This is a genomic window from Achromobacter aegrifaciens, from assembly GCF_902859735.1.
Lineage (GTDB): Bacteria > Pseudomonadota > Gammaproteobacteria > Burkholderiales > Burkholderiaceae_B > Achromobacter > Achromobacter aegrifaciens.
This window is the reverse complement of sequence record NZ_CADIJY010000004.1, coordinates 428,900-442,645: the sequence shown is the minus strand read 5'-3', so window position 1 is coordinate 442,645 and position 13,746 is coordinate 428,900. Positions and strand designations below refer to the sequence as shown.

15 protein-coding genes are annotated in these 13,746 nt (G+C 67.9%); 8 read left to right on the top strand and 7 right to left on the bottom strand.

What is annotated here, in order from left to right; genetic code table 11:
• Positions 1-4: 4 nt before the first annotated feature.
• The 5 genes from HV766_RS15100 to HV766_RS15080 form a co-directional block, all read right to left on the bottom strand.
• Positions 5-709: a 2OG-Fe(II) oxygenase gene (locus tag HV766_RS15100; RefSeq protein WP_175181430.1), complete on the bottom strand. Its 705-nt coding sequence runs from the start codon at positions 707-709 to the stop codon at positions 5-7.
• Between the two features lie 50 nt (positions 710-759).
• Positions 760-1,455, bottom strand: a complete 696-nt coding sequence (locus tag HV766_RS15095; RefSeq protein WP_175181429.1) for a 2OG-Fe(II) oxygenase — start codon at positions 1,453-1,455, stop codon at positions 760-762.
• A gap of 172 nt (positions 1,456-1,627) precedes the next feature.
• The gene (locus HV766_RS15090; RefSeq protein WP_175162993.1) at positions 1,628-2,314 is read right to left on the bottom strand and encodes a dUTPase; all 687 of its coding nucleotides are present in this window, start codon (positions 2,312-2,314) and stop codon (positions 1,628-1,630) included.
• Between the two features lie 69 nt (positions 2,315-2,383).
• Positions 2,384-2,902, bottom strand: coding sequence for a hypothetical protein (locus HV766_RS15085; RefSeq protein ID WP_054455996.1), 519 nt, complete (start codon positions 2,900-2,902; stop codon positions 2,384-2,386).
• 16 nt (positions 2,903-2,918) lie between these two features.
• Complete coding sequence (locus HV766_RS15080; RefSeq protein ID WP_054455998.1) at positions 2,919-3,557, bottom strand: DedA family protein; 639 nt, start codon at positions 3,555-3,557, stop codon at positions 2,919-2,921.
• Positions 3,558-3,663: 106 nt separating this feature from the next.
• Here HV766_RS15080 and HV766_RS15075 point away from each other — a divergent pair, with 106 nt between their 5' ends.
• Complete coding sequence (locus HV766_RS15075; protein WP_175181428.1) at positions 3,664-4,704, top strand: metal-dependent hydrolase; 1,041 nt, start codon at positions 3,664-3,666, stop codon at positions 4,702-4,704.
• Positions 4,705-4,713: 9 nt separating this feature from the next.
• Here HV766_RS15075 and HV766_RS15070 read toward each other — a convergent pair whose 3' ends face one another.
• Together HV766_RS15070 and HV766_RS15065 are read right to left on the bottom strand one after the other, a co-directional pair.
• On the bottom strand, positions 4,714-6,141 hold the full coding sequence (locus HV766_RS15070; protein WP_054456002.1) for an amidase: 1,428 nt from the start codon (positions 6,139-6,141) through the stop codon (positions 4,714-4,716).
• 16 nt (positions 6,142-6,157) lie between these two features.
• Entirely contained in the window at positions 6,158-7,150 is a 993-nt protein-coding gene (locus HV766_RS15065; protein WP_054456004.1) for a Bug family tripartite tricarboxylate transporter substrate binding protein, read from the bottom strand.
• Between the two features lie 137 nt (positions 7,151-7,287).
• On the opposite strand from HV766_RS15065, the gene HV766_RS15060 reads away from it, so the two are divergent.
• The 7 genes from HV766_RS15060 (at position 7,288) to HV766_RS15030 (ending at position 13,661) form a co-directional block, all read left to right on the top strand.
• Positions 7,288-8,226 (top strand): LysR family transcriptional regulator, encoded by a 939-nt coding sequence (locus HV766_RS15060; protein WP_175181427.1) that lies wholly within the window; start codon positions 7,288-7,290, stop codon positions 8,224-8,226.
• Positions 8,227-8,384: 158 nt separating this feature from the next.
• On the top strand, positions 8,385-9,152 hold the full coding sequence (locus tag HV766_RS15055) for an IclR family transcriptional regulator (RefSeq protein ID WP_175163001.1): 768 nt from the start codon (positions 8,385-8,387) through the stop codon (positions 9,150-9,152).
• A 70-nt stretch (positions 9,153-9,222) separates the two neighbouring features.
• Positions 9,223-9,927 (top strand): dipeptidase PepE, encoded by a 705-nt coding sequence (gene pepE / locus HV766_RS15050; RefSeq protein ID WP_054456008.1) that lies wholly within the window; start codon positions 9,223-9,225, stop codon positions 9,925-9,927.
• A complete protein-coding gene (locus HV766_RS15045) occupies positions 9,924-10,853 on the top strand; it encodes a DUF1177 domain-containing protein (RefSeq protein ID WP_175181426.1) in 930 nt (309 codons plus the stop codon). Before pepE ends, HV766_RS15045 begins: the two co-directional genes overlap by 4 nt.
• Complete coding sequence (locus tag HV766_RS15040) at positions 10,850-11,536, top strand: AroM family protein (RefSeq protein WP_054456010.1); 687 nt, start codon at positions 10,850-10,852, stop codon at positions 11,534-11,536. Before HV766_RS15045 ends, HV766_RS15040 begins: the two co-directional genes overlap by 4 nt.
• A gap of 117 nt (positions 11,537-11,653) precedes the next feature.
• Complete coding sequence (locus HV766_RS15035) at positions 11,654-12,643, top strand: Bug family tripartite tricarboxylate transporter substrate binding protein (protein WP_175163009.1); 990 nt, start codon at positions 11,654-11,656, stop codon at positions 12,641-12,643.
• Between the two features lie 124 nt (positions 12,644-12,767).
• Positions 12,768-13,661: a cation diffusion facilitator family transporter gene (locus HV766_RS15030; RefSeq protein ID WP_054456011.1), complete on the top strand. Its 894-nt coding sequence runs from the start codon at positions 12,768-12,770 to the stop codon at positions 13,659-13,661.
• Positions 13,662-13,746 lie beyond the last annotated feature (85 nt).

The following is a 13,746-nucleotide window of genomic DNA, read 5'->3' as shown; positions in this document are numbered from 1 at the left end:
GGCATCAGGGCGCATCGTGGAAAAACAGTTCAAGGCCGATGCGCGTGCCTTTGCGCACGCGGCTGACGGCATGCTTGAGGTTGACGCGGTAATAGCCCTTGGAACCGTGAAAGGGGCGTTCCCCCGTGGCGATGATGGCGACGTCGCCGAAACCGAGCGGCGCCACCAGCGGACGCGATTGCATGCGCGGACGCTGCTCCGTCATCACGAACTCGCCGCCCTGGAAGTCGTCTCCCGGCTCGGACAGGAGCGCGACCGCCTGCATGGGGAAGACCTGTCCGCCTGTATTGCGCTGGTGCAGCGCGATGTAGTCTTCGACGCCGAGCCGGCTCAGGTGCGATTGCGCCCGGGTCTGGCCGGCGTCGCGGTTGCGCTGAAGAAAATCTTCCAGCTCATCGGGATAGCGCGCGCGCACGTCCAGAAGCTCGTTCCAGCGATTGGCGTGTGCGACGAGCCGACGGTACAACGCCGAGCGCCATTGCTCCAGCGGCGGCGGGATGCCGGCATCGAAGTAATACAGGTCGCCGCGCCCCAGGCCGGCGGATGCCAGGCTCACCCGCCGGGCGTCTGGCGCGTCGGCTTGCCGCGCCAGACTGCGCGCCGGTTCCGCGCCCAGCAGTCCTGGCAGCACGGCATAGCCTTCGGCGTCGAGCTGCGATCCGATGTCCGGCCAATCCAGGTGGTCCAGGCTGGTTTCGAGGGCGGTCATGCCGCTGTGATGCATAGGGTCCTCATCGATGGTCGCAAGCGTGCGCGGCATCATGCCGCGTCATGAAAAATGATGCCCAAGGTGTGGCGCCGGCCGCTGCGCACGCGGCTCACGCCATGCCGCATGGCGACCTTGCGCGGCCCGCGCGCGCCCGCCGCGGGCCGTTGATTGACGGTGAACACCACCGCGTCGCCCTGGCCCAGCGTCACGACGTCGGCGCGCTGGCTTCTGGCCGCAAGCTCGGTCATGACGAATTCGCCGCCGGTGAAATCCTTGCCCGGCACGGCCAGCAGGATGGCGACCTGCAGCGGAAACACATGTTCGCCATAGAGATCCTGGTGCAGGCAGTTGTAGTCGCCCTCGCCGTACTGGAGCATCAATGGCGTGGGACGCGTCTGGCCCGCCCGGTGGCAGCGTTGCAGGTAGGCGTCCAGTTCGGGCGGGTACTGCGTATCCGCGCGCAGCCGCTGGTTCCAGCGGTTGGCGATCGGCGCCAGCCGGGCATAGAGCGCGTGGCGCAATTGATCGAGCAGCGGCGGCAAGGGGTAGGCGAAGTACTTGTATTCGCCGCGGCCGAAGCCATGCCGCGCCATGACGATGCGCGAACGAAAGCGCGCTTCATCCGGGTAGAGGGCGGCGAGGGCGCGGCATTGCGCGGGCGTCAGCAGTCCGGGCAGCACGGCGTTGCCGTGGGCATCGAGCGCTTGCTCCACGTTCTGCCAGTCATAGTCGGCTGCTGCTGTCATGTCCTTGTCTCCGCTTGCCGCGGCGCGCATGCCCGGTCCTCCCTGTGATTACAGGCGAGGCCAGTGTAGAAATCCACCGCCTTTTTGAAACTCCGTTTGTTGCGCTTGCTTCCTCCAAAACAAAAAACGCCGCGGATGGCGGCGTCTTCAGGCGGGCAGGAACCGTCGCGGCTCAGAGGCGCGAATAAGCCTGCTCCAGTTCGCGGTGCAACTGGTCGGCGAAATCCTCGCGCGCGGGATCCAGCTGCGACAGCAGGCGGGCCAGCACGACGTTGTCTTCCTCGCCGTTCCAGATCTTGATGTAGGTGCCTTCCTTGTAGCCATGCTGCTGGCGGAAGATGTTCAGCACGTTCTTGGACACGTATTGCGTGTAGGCGTCGTTCCAGCTCATCTCGCAGGACGTCATGGTCTGTTCCAGGACCTTGAAGCTGGCGCGTCCGCACACGGCCAGGCCGCCGATCAGCTCCAGCAGTTCGGGCACGTTCAGCTGGTCTAGCGCATGGGTCTTGCCGTCCAGCGCGACCGAGGCCGGGCCGGACAGGTCCGCGACCAGCGCGTCGGCGGCGGCGCCGATGTCGCCGCGGGACTGGACGATGGTGTGCGACAGATAGAAGTGCAGGATGTCCACCAGCTCCATCTGCACTTGCGGCAGGTCGATGGTCTGCTTCTTCCACCATTTCCAGCCGTAGTGTTCCAGCGCTTCGGCGGATTCGACGAAGGCGGCGCGCAGGAAGCGGGCTCCGCCGTTAACCCAGTCCGGATTGATCATGCTGTTCAAGTGGCCCTGCAGCTTCAGCATCGTGGCCGCCTGGGCCTGGTTCAATCCGACTACGTTATTCACTTTTACTCCGTGGTTCATGGGTCTTTCGACAGCGGCGGAAATGTTAGCACCATTACCCGCGGGGGCCGCGCCGCCGTGATGGCGGAATCAGGCGTCGCCGTCCTTGCGGTAGGAAGAGCGCTTGAGCGGAGGCAGCGGCGTCTTGCCGCGCGGATTGCGCGCGTTGCGGGCCGCCTTGAACAGCATCATGGCAAAGAAGAACAGGAAGACGGCGGGCATGGCCTCGTCCAGGTCGAACCCGGGGCCGCGCAGGGCTTCGAAGATGATGCGCGCCCCGGCCCAGCCGGCCAGGATGCCGCCCACCGTCAGGATGACGCCGATCTTGCGCTGGGTGGCTTGGCGGGCCATCGATACCTCGGCGGCATCGGTCTGGCCCGGCGCCGCGGGCGGCGCTTGCCGCGATTGCAGGGGCGGCGGGGCCGCCTTGCCCCAGGGCGCGCCGGATAGCGTTTCAGACGGAGAAGCGGGGGGCGAGGGCGGCGGAGCTGCCGGGCGGGATTGCGCCCGCTTGTCGGGAACCTGTCCCGGCGATGCGCCGCCGGCGCGCGTCAGGTTTTCGACGTAGCGCGCGAAATCGCCATTCCTGGGTTCCCCATCTATGGCCATTGCCCCTCTCTCCGGTTCAGTTGCCGCGGCGTTGGCGTGCCGGGACCCGGCGCTTGCGCAGCATGGCTATCAACAGCCCGCATCCTAGCAGTACCGAGAGGCCCGCGCCGATCATCATGGCAATCTGTTGCGCATTGTCCGCCGTACCCAGGCTGCGCGCGGTGATATAGCCCGGGGCCAGCATCAGCGGCATCCAGAGGATGGCCGAGGCGACATTGGCCATCTGGAAGCGGCTGTGCCCCATGCCCATCACGCCGGCGACGGTGGGAATGGTGGATCGGATGGGGCCGAGAAAGCGGCCGATCAGCACGGAGGCAAAGCCGTAGCGGTAGAAGAACAGGCGTGCGCGCGCCACGCCGCTGCGCTGCTGCTTCAGCGGCCAGCGGCGCAGAATGCCAGGGCCGGCCCAGCGGCCCAGCCAGTAGGACAGGGCGTCGCCCACGATGGCGCCGGCGATGCCCCAGGCGATGATGGCCCAGGGATTCAGGGTGCCCGCGCCGATCAGGCCGCCGGTCAGCAGCATCAGGGCCGTGGCCGGGATGAACAGGCCCAGCAGCACCATGGATTCGCCCAGCGTGAGCAGAAAGGTGATCGGTCCCGCCCAGGCCTGGTTGGCCTCGATGAACATCGCGATCTGGTCGATGTATTGGTCCATATTTACGAAGTTGAAAATTAGCTGAACGCAATCAGGTATGTTAACGCCTGCGGAACTGCCGGTGCACCGTATAGTCCGTCTGGATGAAGCTAATTGTTGGAGAGTTATGGATTCGGTTACGCAGGCGGTACTGGGCGCGGGCATACAGGGCGCCCTCCTGGGGCGGGTGCAGGGGCGGCGGGCGTTGATCTACGGCGCGGGGCTGGCCACGGTGCCGGATCTGGATGTCCTGATGCGCTATCCGGACCCGGTGTCGCTCATGACCTACCACCGCGGCTTCTCGCACTCGGTCTTCGTGCTGACCGGCCTTGCGGTTTTCCTGACCTGGCTGATCCGCAAGTACTGGCCGCAGGCGCCATACAGCGGACGCCGGCTGTTCCTGACCTTATGGCTGGTGCTGGTGACCCATCCCGTGCTGGACTCCTTCACGGTCTACGGGACGCAGCTGTTCTGGCCGCTGGCGCTCATCCCCGAAAGCTGGGCCGCCGTGTTCATCATCGACCCGGTCTATACCGTGCCGTTGCTGCTGGCGGTGTTGTTCGCCATCGGCTTCGGCATGACGCTGACGGCGCGCCGGCTGCTGGCCGCGGCGCTGGTGTTCAGCACGGCCTACCTGGGATTCGGGCTGGCCGCGCGCATCGCCGCCGAGGACCGCGTGCGCGAGGCGATGCAGGCGCAGGGCATTGCGCTGAGCGAACTGCGCGCCGTGCCCATGCCCTTCAACACGCTGGTGTGGCGCGTCATCGCCAAGACGCCCGACGGCCACTATTACGAATCGGTCAGCAGCCTGTTCGACAGCGATCCGCCGGAATGGCTGCGCCAGCCTCTGAACCTGGATGTGGCGCGGGCGCTGGCGGACGTGCCGTTGCACCAGCGCCTGCGCTGGTTCACGGACGACTGGCTGCGCTACGACGTCATCGGCAATGCCTTGGTGGTGACGGACCTGCGCATGGGCATGGCCGGGCATTACACCTTCCGCTTCAAGATGGCCGAACGCGCCGCGGACGGCAGCTGGCAGGCGGTGACGCCGTCCATCTGGCCCACCGAGCGCGGCGGTTGGGCCGAACTGAAGCTGGTGCTGGCGCGCATCCTGCATGCGCAGCCGCCCTTGCCGCTGGCGCAGTGGTCGGAACTGTCGACCAGATAGGAACGTGATTCAGGTTACCGCCGGCGGCCGCGGCAGCGGAGTGCCGGCTTGCTCATAGGCTTCGGCCGCCTGCAGCAGCTGCAGGTCGGCGTGGCAAGGGGCAACCAGCTGCAAGCCTATCGGCAGGCCATCCTGGCCCAGACCGCAAGGCACGCTGACGGCGGGGTGCCCGGTCAGGTTGAACAGCATGGTCCACGGATACCAGTGCGCGCGGATGTCGCCGTACGAGCGGCCGTCGATGTCCATGGTGTCGAATATGTCCGTGCCCAGCGGCAAGGCGGTGCGTGACATGGTCGGCATGGCCAGCAGGTCGGCCTGGCCGAACAGCGCCTGCACCTTGCGGTAGAGCGCGGTGCGGGCAAACATGGCTTCCTGGTATTGCTGGGCGCTGAACGCCGCGGCGGTGGCGATCTGCCGCCGGAAGGTGGGGCTGTAGGCGTCGGGTTCGCGTTCTATCAGTGGCAGGAAGCGGGTGCGCCAGACCGTGTGGTTGATGACGCGCCAGATGGGCTCGACATCGAAGCCCTCGCCGTCGAACGGTTCTACTTCCGCGCCCAGGTCGGCCAGGCGCGCTAGCGCCGCTTCGAATGCGCGGCGCACGTCGGCGGCCACGGGGCGGCCGGGCGGGGCGGCGCAATAGCGGACGCGCTTGCCGCGCAGCATCTCGGGATTGGCCGCCGCGCCGGCGTAGTCGGTCCTGGGTACGCCCAGCGACCACGGATCGCAGTCATGCGGGCCGGCCATGGCCGCCATCATCAGGCGGGTATCGGCCACGGTGCGCGTGGTCGGCGTCACGTAGGTCTGGTTGCCGATGGCGTCCTGCGCCTGGCTGTGCGGTATCGCGCCCAGGCTTTGCTTGAATCCCACCACGCCGTTGCACGCCGCGGGGATGCGGGTGGATCCGCCGCCATCGCTGGCCACCGCAAGCGCCGTGATGCCGGCGGCCGTTGCCGCCGCGGCGCCGCCGCTGGAGCCGCCGCAGGTGCGTTCCAGGTTCCAGGCGTTGCGGGTGTGGCCGAACAGCGGCGAATCCGTCATGGACTTGGAGCCGAATTCCGGCGTCGTGGTCTTGCCGATCAGGACGGCGCCTTGCTGACGCAGCCGCGCCACGGCCACGGCGTCCTCGGCCGGCACGTTGGCGCTGAACGGCACGGCGCCGAAGGTGGTCCGCACGCCCGCGGTATTGACCAGATCCTTCACCGTGTAGGGCAGGCCATGCAAAAGGCCCGGCGCATCGCCGCGCATCAGCGCGGCCTCGGCAAGCCGGGCCTCGGCCATGGCCTCTTCGGCGCACAGCGTGATGAAACAGTTCAGGACGGGCTGCAGGCTTTCGGCCCGTTCCAGCGAGGCGCGCACCAGCTCGACCGGGGACACTGCCTTGGTCCGGATCAGGCTTGCGGCCTCTACCGCGCTCAAGTCGCAAAGGGAATCGCTCATCGAAGCCACGTTGCGCCTATTCGTCGAAGGAAATGCCGGCGGCCTTGACGATGGGGGCCCAGTGCGCGCGCTCGACGCCGATGCGGCGCTTGGCGCTCTGCGCGTCCTGGGGGTCGACCAGGAAGCCCGCGGTCTGCAGTTTTTCCACCAGCGCCGGCCGTTTGCCGGCGGCGACGAAAGCCTGTTCCAGTTGGGCGATCGTGGCGTCCGGCGTGGCCGCGGGAGCGTACACGCCATACCAGCTGGCGGCATGCTGGTACTGCGGGTAGCCCTGTTCCAGCAGCGTCGGCACATCGGGCAGGGAGGGCAGGCGGCGGCTGCCAGCCACGCCCAGGAATTTCACCTTGCCGGCGTTGTAGAGCGGCAGCATGCTGGCGACGGCGTCCCAGCCCATCGACACTTCACCGCCCGCCACGTCCACCAGCATCGGCGCCGCGCCGCGGTAGAGCACGGGCACGACCTCCAGGCCGTTCTGGCCGCCCATTTCTATCGTGCCCAACTGGCCGGGGCTGCCTTGCGTCGCCAGGCCCAGGGTCGCCTTGGCGCGCGCCTGTTTGGCCCATTGCACGTATTCGGCCATGTTGCCGTAGGGTTGGGCGGCGCCCGTGACGGCGCCGGTGGGCACGTCGGCGACCAGGGCCACCGGGCGCAGGTCATGGTCCGGGTCGTATCCCAGCTTCTTGTAGGTCAGCGGAAAGATCACGAACATCGGCGACGAGCCCAGGTACAGGGTGAGCCCGTCCGCCTTGGCGCGCTTCACCACGTCGAAACCCAGGCGTCCCGATGCGCCGGGACGGTTCTCGACGATGACATTGGCGTAGCCCGCCGTCTGCAACTGTTCGGCGTAGGCGCGGGCCACCGCGTCGGCGGCGCCGCCCGCGGCGTAGCCGACCACCAGGCGCACGAGCTTGTCGCCGCCGGCTGGCTCTTGGGCCATCGCGCTGGGTTGCAGGCCTGCCGTCGTCGCGGCGGCAAGGATGAAGGCGAGAAGTCGGGGGCGGGCTAGCAAGGCGGTCTCCTGTTTGCGCTCTGTTGCTCCTGCGGCCTGGCCGGCCGCGGATCGGCTCATGGCCATGCGCTATGCCGTTATCATCGGTCCGCCCGGGTTTACCGTATAGTGAATTATTCGACTAATGGATTGAGAAAATGGTCAAGTCGAAGCCCATCGAGTCGCTGGCTTCGCGCCTGAAGCTGCGGCATCTGCAGATCGCGCTGGCGTTGCGCGATGCGCCGTCGGCCAAGGAGGTGGCCGCGGCCGCGAACGTGAGCGAGTCCGCGGTCTCCAAAACCTTGGCCGAGCTGGAATCGCAGCTGGGTTTCAAGCTGTTCGAGCGCATCGGCAATGCCAAGCGCCCGACGAAAATGGGCCGCCAGATCCTGCCCATGATGGAGGCCGTGGTGGCGCAATCGCGCGGGCTGGCCCAAGCCGTAACGGACGTACGCAGCGGCCGCCTGGGCGAACTGCGCATCGGCGTGGCGACCGACATGGGCAAACTGACGCTTGCGCCCTTGATCCATGCCTTCAACCAAGCCCAGCCCGCCGTCGCGCTGGATGTGCAGGCTGGCGGATACCGCGCCATGGCGGACCTGTTGCTGGACGACAAGCTGGACGCGCTGGTGTGCTACGACGCGCCCGAGCTGACAGCGCCTGGCCTGGGGCGCTTGCGGCTGGTGCCGCCGCAGCCGCTGGTGGTCGTCGCCAATGCCCGGCTGTCGCCGCTGGCCGCCCGCCGCCGCCTTACGCTGCCGGAGTTGCACGCAGAACCCTGGTGCAAGCCGCGTCCGGGCACGATGATGCACGACAAGCTGACCGCGCTGTTCCTGGGATGCGACCTGGGACTGCCGCCGCGCGGCATTCAGGTAAGTGATCTTTTGCTGACCGATGAATTCGTGCGCACCACGGATTACCTGGTCATGCTGCCGCTGGCGGCGGCCGAGCGCCTGACCGTCGCGGCAGAGGCGGTCATCCTGCCGGTCGAGCTGCGTGAACAGAATCCGCCCACGGTCGTCGTATGGCAACGTGCCGCCGAACGGCAGACTCCGCTGCATCGATTCCTGCAGTTCTGCGAGACGCCGGTTGGCTGAGGCATTCCGTTGATCTACATCGGGGGCTGGCGGCTCCCGCGACCAGGCCCCGGGCGACCCCGGAGCTTTTTCATGCTGTTCCCATATTGACCGCCGTCGAGCCCCGCATTATTCTTGTTCAACTTACAGGAACATAAGTTCCGTTTTTTGGAACAAACATGAGTATTCTCGATGGCGTCCAGCGTGTGCTGGGGCTATACGCGGAAGGCGCGTCGGAGCTGAGCTTCACGGAAGTGGCGGCGCGCCTGTCCATGCCCAAGAGCAGCGCGTCGCGCCTGCTCAACCAGATGCAGCACTACGGCTTGCTCGACCAGGACGCCGCCACGCGCCGCTACCGCGCGGGGGCGATGCTGGCGCAGGCGGTGCGCGCCGGCATGGCGGCCACGCCGCTGGACGACGCCTGCCGCGCGGTGCTGGCCCGGCTCTCCGACGACAGCGGCCTGACCGCCTATCTCTCCACCCTGAACCAGCGCGAGACCGTGGTGCTGCAGCGCCTGAACGGCTCGCACCCGGTGCAGGTGCTGTCGCCGCCCGGTTCGCGCCGCGCCGCCTCGGGCACCGCCATGGGCCGGGCGCTGCTGTCGCGCCTGAGCGAAGCCGAGTTCCAGGCGCTCTACGGCGCCGACGCCGACCAGCCGCTGCCCACCGAAGGCCGCGACTGTCCCGCCACGGTCGGCGATCTGGCCCGCCTGGTCGCGCAGACCCGCGCGGACCATTGCGGCGTGGCCATCGACCAGGCCATGCCGGGCATAGGCGCGGTGGCGGCCGCCGTGCGCGACCCCGCCACCGGCGAACTGCGCGGCCTGTGCTTGTCCTTCGTTTCCTTTCAGGCCGATGCCGCCCGCGTCGCGCGCTTGCGCGAGTCGGTGCTGCGGCAGGTGGGGGCGCTGGGCCGCGAACTGAACGATCCCTATTGGCTGGCCTGAACGCTTTCAGGCCCACAGATGCGTCCGCGCCGCCGGACACCCAGAAAATCCCCTTACGGAAATCCTCCACATGAACCTACTGCTCCTCAGCAATTCCAGCAGCGACGCCGGCTATCTGGTCCACGCGCTGCCCGACATCCGCGAACTGATCGCGTCGCTGCCGCAAGGCGCGCCGGCCGTCTTCGTGCCGTACGCTGGCGTCACGCGCGACTGGGACGACTACACCGCGCTGGTGGCGTCGGCCCTGGCGGATACCGGCCTGGACATCCAGGGGCTGCATCGCGCCGAGGATCCCGTGGCCGCGCTGGAAGGCGCCGCGATCATCATCGTGGGCGGCGGCAACACCTTCAACCTGCTGGGCCAGCTGCGCCGCCAGGGCCTGCTGGACGTCGTGGCGCGCCGCGTGCGCGAGGGCGCGGCCTATCTGGGCTGGAGCGCAGGCTCCAACCTGAGCTGCCCCAGCATCTGCACTACCAACGACATGCCCATCACGGACCCGCAAGGCTTCGACGCCCTGGGCTTGCTGTCGTTCCAGATCAATCCGCACTACACCAATGCCCATCCGCCCGGACACCGCGGCGAAACCCGCGCCCAGCGCCTGGCCGAGTTCTGCACGCTGAATCCGCAGATGCCCGTGCTGGGCTTGCCGGAAGGCTCCGCGCTGCGCGTGCGCGGCAATCGAATCGACCTGGTCGGCCCGCACGACGCGCCGCTGTTCCTCGGCAACGAAGAGCCGCGCGTGTTCCGTCCGGGTCCCGTGGAGATCCCGGCATGAAGCACGTCATCGACGCCATCGAACTGCTGTCCTCTGCGCACATCACGGGCGAGGCCGTGGCCGAACAGCTGCGCGCGGCGGGCAACTGTGAAGTCGAAGTGACCCGGCTGGAGCGCGACGGCGCGGCCACCGAATTCCTGTCCATCGTCATTCCGGGCCTCGACGAAACCGCGCCGCAACTCGGCATCGTCGGCCGCCTTGGCGGCATCGGCGCGCGTCCGGCGGTCACCGGCCTGGTGTCCGACAGCGACGGCGCGGTGGTCGCGATTGCCGCGGCGTTCAAGCTGATGGCCATGGCGCGCCAAGGCGACGTCATGCCGGGCACCGTGCGCATCCGCACCCACATCTGCCCGCGCGCCGGCACGCGGCCGCACCATCCGGTGCCGATGATGCGTTCGCCATTCCCGATGCGCGAGATGATGTCGCATGAAGTCGACCCGCGCATGGACGCGATCCTGTCCGTCGACACCACGCGCGGCAACCGCCTGGTCAACAAGCGCGGCGTGGCGCTGACGCCGGTCGCGCGCCAGGGCTATCTGCTGCGCATTCCCGAGACCATGCTGGACGTCATGGGCTGGGTCAGCGGCGAACTGCCGGTGACCTTGCCGCTGACCACGCAGGACATCACGCCTTACGAAAACGGCCTGTGGCACGTGAACTCGTTGATGCAGCCCACGATCGTCACCGGCGCACCGGTGGTGGGCGTAGCGCTGACCGCGCAGACCACTGTGCCGGGCTGCGCCACGGGCGTGACCAACGCCGTGGACGCCGACGTCGCCATGCGTTTCTGCATCGAGATCGCCAAGCTCTACGGGCAAGGCGCGATGAGCTTCGTCGACGAAACGGAATGGGCCGCCTTGCAGAGCCGCTACGGTTCGATGGCGCATCTGCAGACCGTGGGCCGCGAAAGCGCGGGCGAGGCATGAGCGCGCAGCCGCGCCGCGTGGCGTTCTTCACCATCGGCCAGTCGCCGCGCAGCGACGTGGTGCCCGAGATGGCCCCGCTTTTGGGCGCGCAGGTGCGCATCGACGAATTCGGCGCGCTCGACGGGCTGGACGCCGCGGGCCTGGCCGCGCTGGCGCCCAAGCCGGGCGAATACCGCTTCGCCACCCGCATGCGCGACGGCTCGCAGATCGAACTGGACGCGGCCGCCGCCGAGGCGCGCTTGGCCGAGGTCATGCGCCAGGCCGATGCCGCGGGCTACGACGTGCTGGTGCCGCTGTGCACCGGCACCGCGATCGCGCCGATGCGCACGCTGGTGGTGGAGCCGCAGCAGGTGGTGGACCACCTGGTCGCCGGCCTGGCCGAGCATTGCCGCAAGGTGGGCCTGGTGGTGCCGCTGGAGGCGCAGGTCGATGCCTTCCACATGGTCGTGCCGCTTTCCTGCGAGACCGTGGTCGTGCATGCCTCCCCCTACGAAGCCGACGCGGCCCAGGCCGCACTCAACTTCGAGCGGGCCGGCCGCGAACTCGCGTCCTGCGACCTGATCGTCATGCATTGCATGGGCTACGCCGAGCGCATGCGCCAGGCCGTGGCACAGGCCTCGGGCCGGCCGGTGCTGCTGTCCAACCGCATGGTGGCGCAGACGCTGGCGCAAATACTGGAATAACGCCGCGGGTACCGCTCCGCGACCCGGCCGCGCATGGATGCGCGGCGCGACGCGGACGGGCGAGCGGCGAGAGGAGACGAAGCGGGCTTCGTCAATCAATCGTTGGGAGTGTTTTTCATGTTCAGCCGTAATCTGCATCGCGCCGCTGGCGCACTGTTCGCCGTCACAGCCCTGACGGCCGCGCCGGCCTTCGCCGCCGACGCCTGGAAGCCCGCCAAGCCGGTGCGCCTCCTGGTGGGCTTTGCGCCCGGCGGTTCCGCCGATACCCTGGCGCGCCTCCTGGCCGAGCCGCTGTCGCAGCGCCTGGGCCAACCCGTCGTGGTCGAAAACCTGGCCGGCGCAGGCGGCAACATCATGGCGTACCGCCTGGCCCAGTCGCCGGCCGACGGCTATACCATCGGCATCGCCGCCGCCGGGTCCATGGCCATCACCCATGTCCTGAACCCCAAGGGCACCAACTACAAGCCGGCGGACTTCACGCCTGTCACGCTGGCCGCGGTGCAGCCCAACGTGGTCATCGTCAACAAGGACGTGCCGGCCAACAATCTGGCCGAGCTGAAGGAATACTTCCAGAAGACGCCGACCGCCACCTACGGCACCGCCGGCGTGGGCATTTCCAACCACCTGATCGCCGAGACCATGCTCTACAAGCTGGGCGTGAAGGTGCCGCACGCCGCCTACCGCGGCGCCGCGCCCGTCATCACCGACCTGCTGGGCGGCCACATCGCCATGACGATGGACAACATCTCCACCGCCGCGCCGCTGGCCTCGCAAGGCAAGGTCAAGGCCATCGCCGTGGCCTCGATCAAGCGCGCGCCGCAGCTGCCCAACGTGCCGACGCTGGACGAGCAGGGCCTGAAGGGCTTCGACATGCCGACCTGGCAAGGCGTGTTCGCGCCCGCCGGGCTGCCCGCCGACGTGCTGGCCGCCTACTACGCGGCCATGCAGGACGTGCTGAAGCAGCCCGCGCTGGTCGAGAAGATGGCCGGCCTGGGTTCCGAGCCGGTCACCGGCATGACGCCCGAGCAGTTCGGCCAGTTCCTGGAGAAGGACCGCCAGCAATGGGCCGACATCGTCAAGGCGGCCAACATCAGCCTGGAACAGTAAGCCGGGTTGTCCAACAAAAACCCTCCGGTGGCACGGAGGGTTTTTTTCATGGCGCAAGCCGCCGCGCTTGACTCTGAAGCCGCTACAGGCTTTGTCATGGTGCCTTTCCCCGACCAGGACAGCCATGAGCGACAGCCATCAGCACGGCGACGTGCGCGCCTTGCCCGAATCCCGCCTCTGGATCGCCTTGGGCCTGACCGGCAGCTTCATGCTGGTCGAGATCGCGGGCGGCCTGATCACAGGCAGCCTGGCATTGATTTCCGATGCCATGCACATGATGACCGACGCCATGGCCTTGCTGCTGGCGCTGGTGGCGATACGCGCCGGTCGCAAGGCGGCGGACCTGATGCGCACCTATGGCTACGCCCGCTTCGAGATACTGGCGGCGGCGGTCAATGCGCTGGTGTTGTTGGGCGTCGCGTTCTACATCCTGTACGAGGCCTACCAGCGCCTGTCGGCGCCGCAGGAGATCCAGTCGCTGGGGATGCTGGCCGTCGCCGTGGTGGGGCTCATCGTCAACCTGATCTCGATGCGCATGCTGGCAGGCGCCAAGGACGAAAGCCTGAACGTGAAGGGCGCCTATCTGGAGGTATGGGCCGACATGCTGGGCTCGATCGGAGTGATCGTCGGCGCTGTGCTCATCTGGTTCACGGGCTGGCGCTGGGTGGATTCGGCGCTGGCGGTGGGCATAGGCTTCATGGTGTTCCCGCGCACCTGGGTGCTGCTGCGCGAGTGCGTGAATATCCTGCTGGAAGGCGTGCCGCCGGGCATGAACCTGCAGGCCGTGCGCGCCGCCATCGCCGGCACGGCCGGTGTGGCTTCCATCCATGACATACACCTGTGGGCGGTGACGCAGAGCAATCCCATGCTCACGGGTCACGTGGTGCTGGCGGCCGGGGCCGACGGCGAACAGGTACGCCGGGCCATCGAGGACAGGCTGCAGGCGGATTTCGACCTGCACCATACGACGCTGCAGATGGAGCGCGAGGATCGTTCCTCGCAGGAGCATATCCACTGACGACGGCCGCATGAGCGGCAAGCCCGCAAGCAAATAAAAACCCCTGTCCGCAGACAGGGGTTCATCGGCAGCCAGGCCAGGCCGC

Excerpts from the sequence above, each read along its gene's own strand:
- HV766_RS15085 (WP_054455996.1), bottom strand. The coding sequence starts at position 2,902 with ATGGCCATAGATGGGGAACCCAGGAATGGCGATTTCGCGCGCTACGTC.
- HV766_RS15040 (WP_054456010.1), top strand. The coding sequence starts at position 10,850 with ATGAGCGCGCAGCCGCGCCGCGTGGCGTTCTTCACCATCGGCCAGTCG.
- HV766_RS15045 (WP_175181426.1), top strand. The coding sequence starts at position 9,924 with ATGAAGCACGTCATCGACGCCATCGAACTGCTGTCCTCTGCGCACATC.
- HV766_RS15035 (WP_175163009.1), top strand. The coding sequence starts at position 11,654 with ATGTTCAGCCGTAATCTGCATCGCGCCGCTGGCGCACTGTTCGCCGTC.
- HV766_RS15060 (WP_175181427.1), top strand. The coding sequence starts at position 7,288 with ATGGTCAAGTCGAAGCCCATCGAGTCGCTGGCTTCGCGCCTGAAGCTG.
- HV766_RS15080 (WP_054455998.1), bottom strand. The coding sequence starts at position 3,557 with ATGGACCAATACATCGACCAGATCGCGATGTTCATCGAGGCCAACCAG.
- HV766_RS15070 (WP_054456002.1), bottom strand. The coding sequence starts at position 6,141 with ATGAGCGATTCCCTTTGCGACTTGAGCGCGGTAGAGGCCGCAAGCCTG.
- pepE (WP_054456008.1), top strand. The coding sequence starts at position 9,223 with ATGAACCTACTGCTCCTCAGCAATTCCAGCAGCGACGCCGGCTATCTG.
- HV766_RS15030 (WP_054456011.1), top strand. The coding sequence starts at position 12,768 with ATGAGCGACAGCCATCAGCACGGCGACGTGCGCGCCTTGCCCGAATCC.
- HV766_RS15095 (WP_175181429.1), bottom strand. The coding sequence starts at position 1,455 with ATGACAGCAGCAGCCGACTATGACTGGCAGAACGTGGAGCAAGCGCTC.
- HV766_RS15090 (WP_175162993.1), bottom strand. The coding sequence starts at position 2,314 with ATGAACCACGGAGTAAAAGTGAATAACGTAGTCGGATTGAACCAGGCC.
- HV766_RS15055 (WP_175163001.1), top strand. The coding sequence starts at position 8,385 with ATGAGTATTCTCGATGGCGTCCAGCGTGTGCTGGGGCTATACGCGGAA.
- HV766_RS15075 (WP_175181428.1), top strand. The coding sequence starts at position 3,664 with ATGGATTCGGTTACGCAGGCGGTACTGGGCGCGGGCATACAGGGCGCC.
- HV766_RS15100 (WP_175181430.1), bottom strand. The coding sequence starts at position 709 with ATGACCGCCCTCGAAACCAGCCTGGACCACCTGGATTGGCCGGACATC.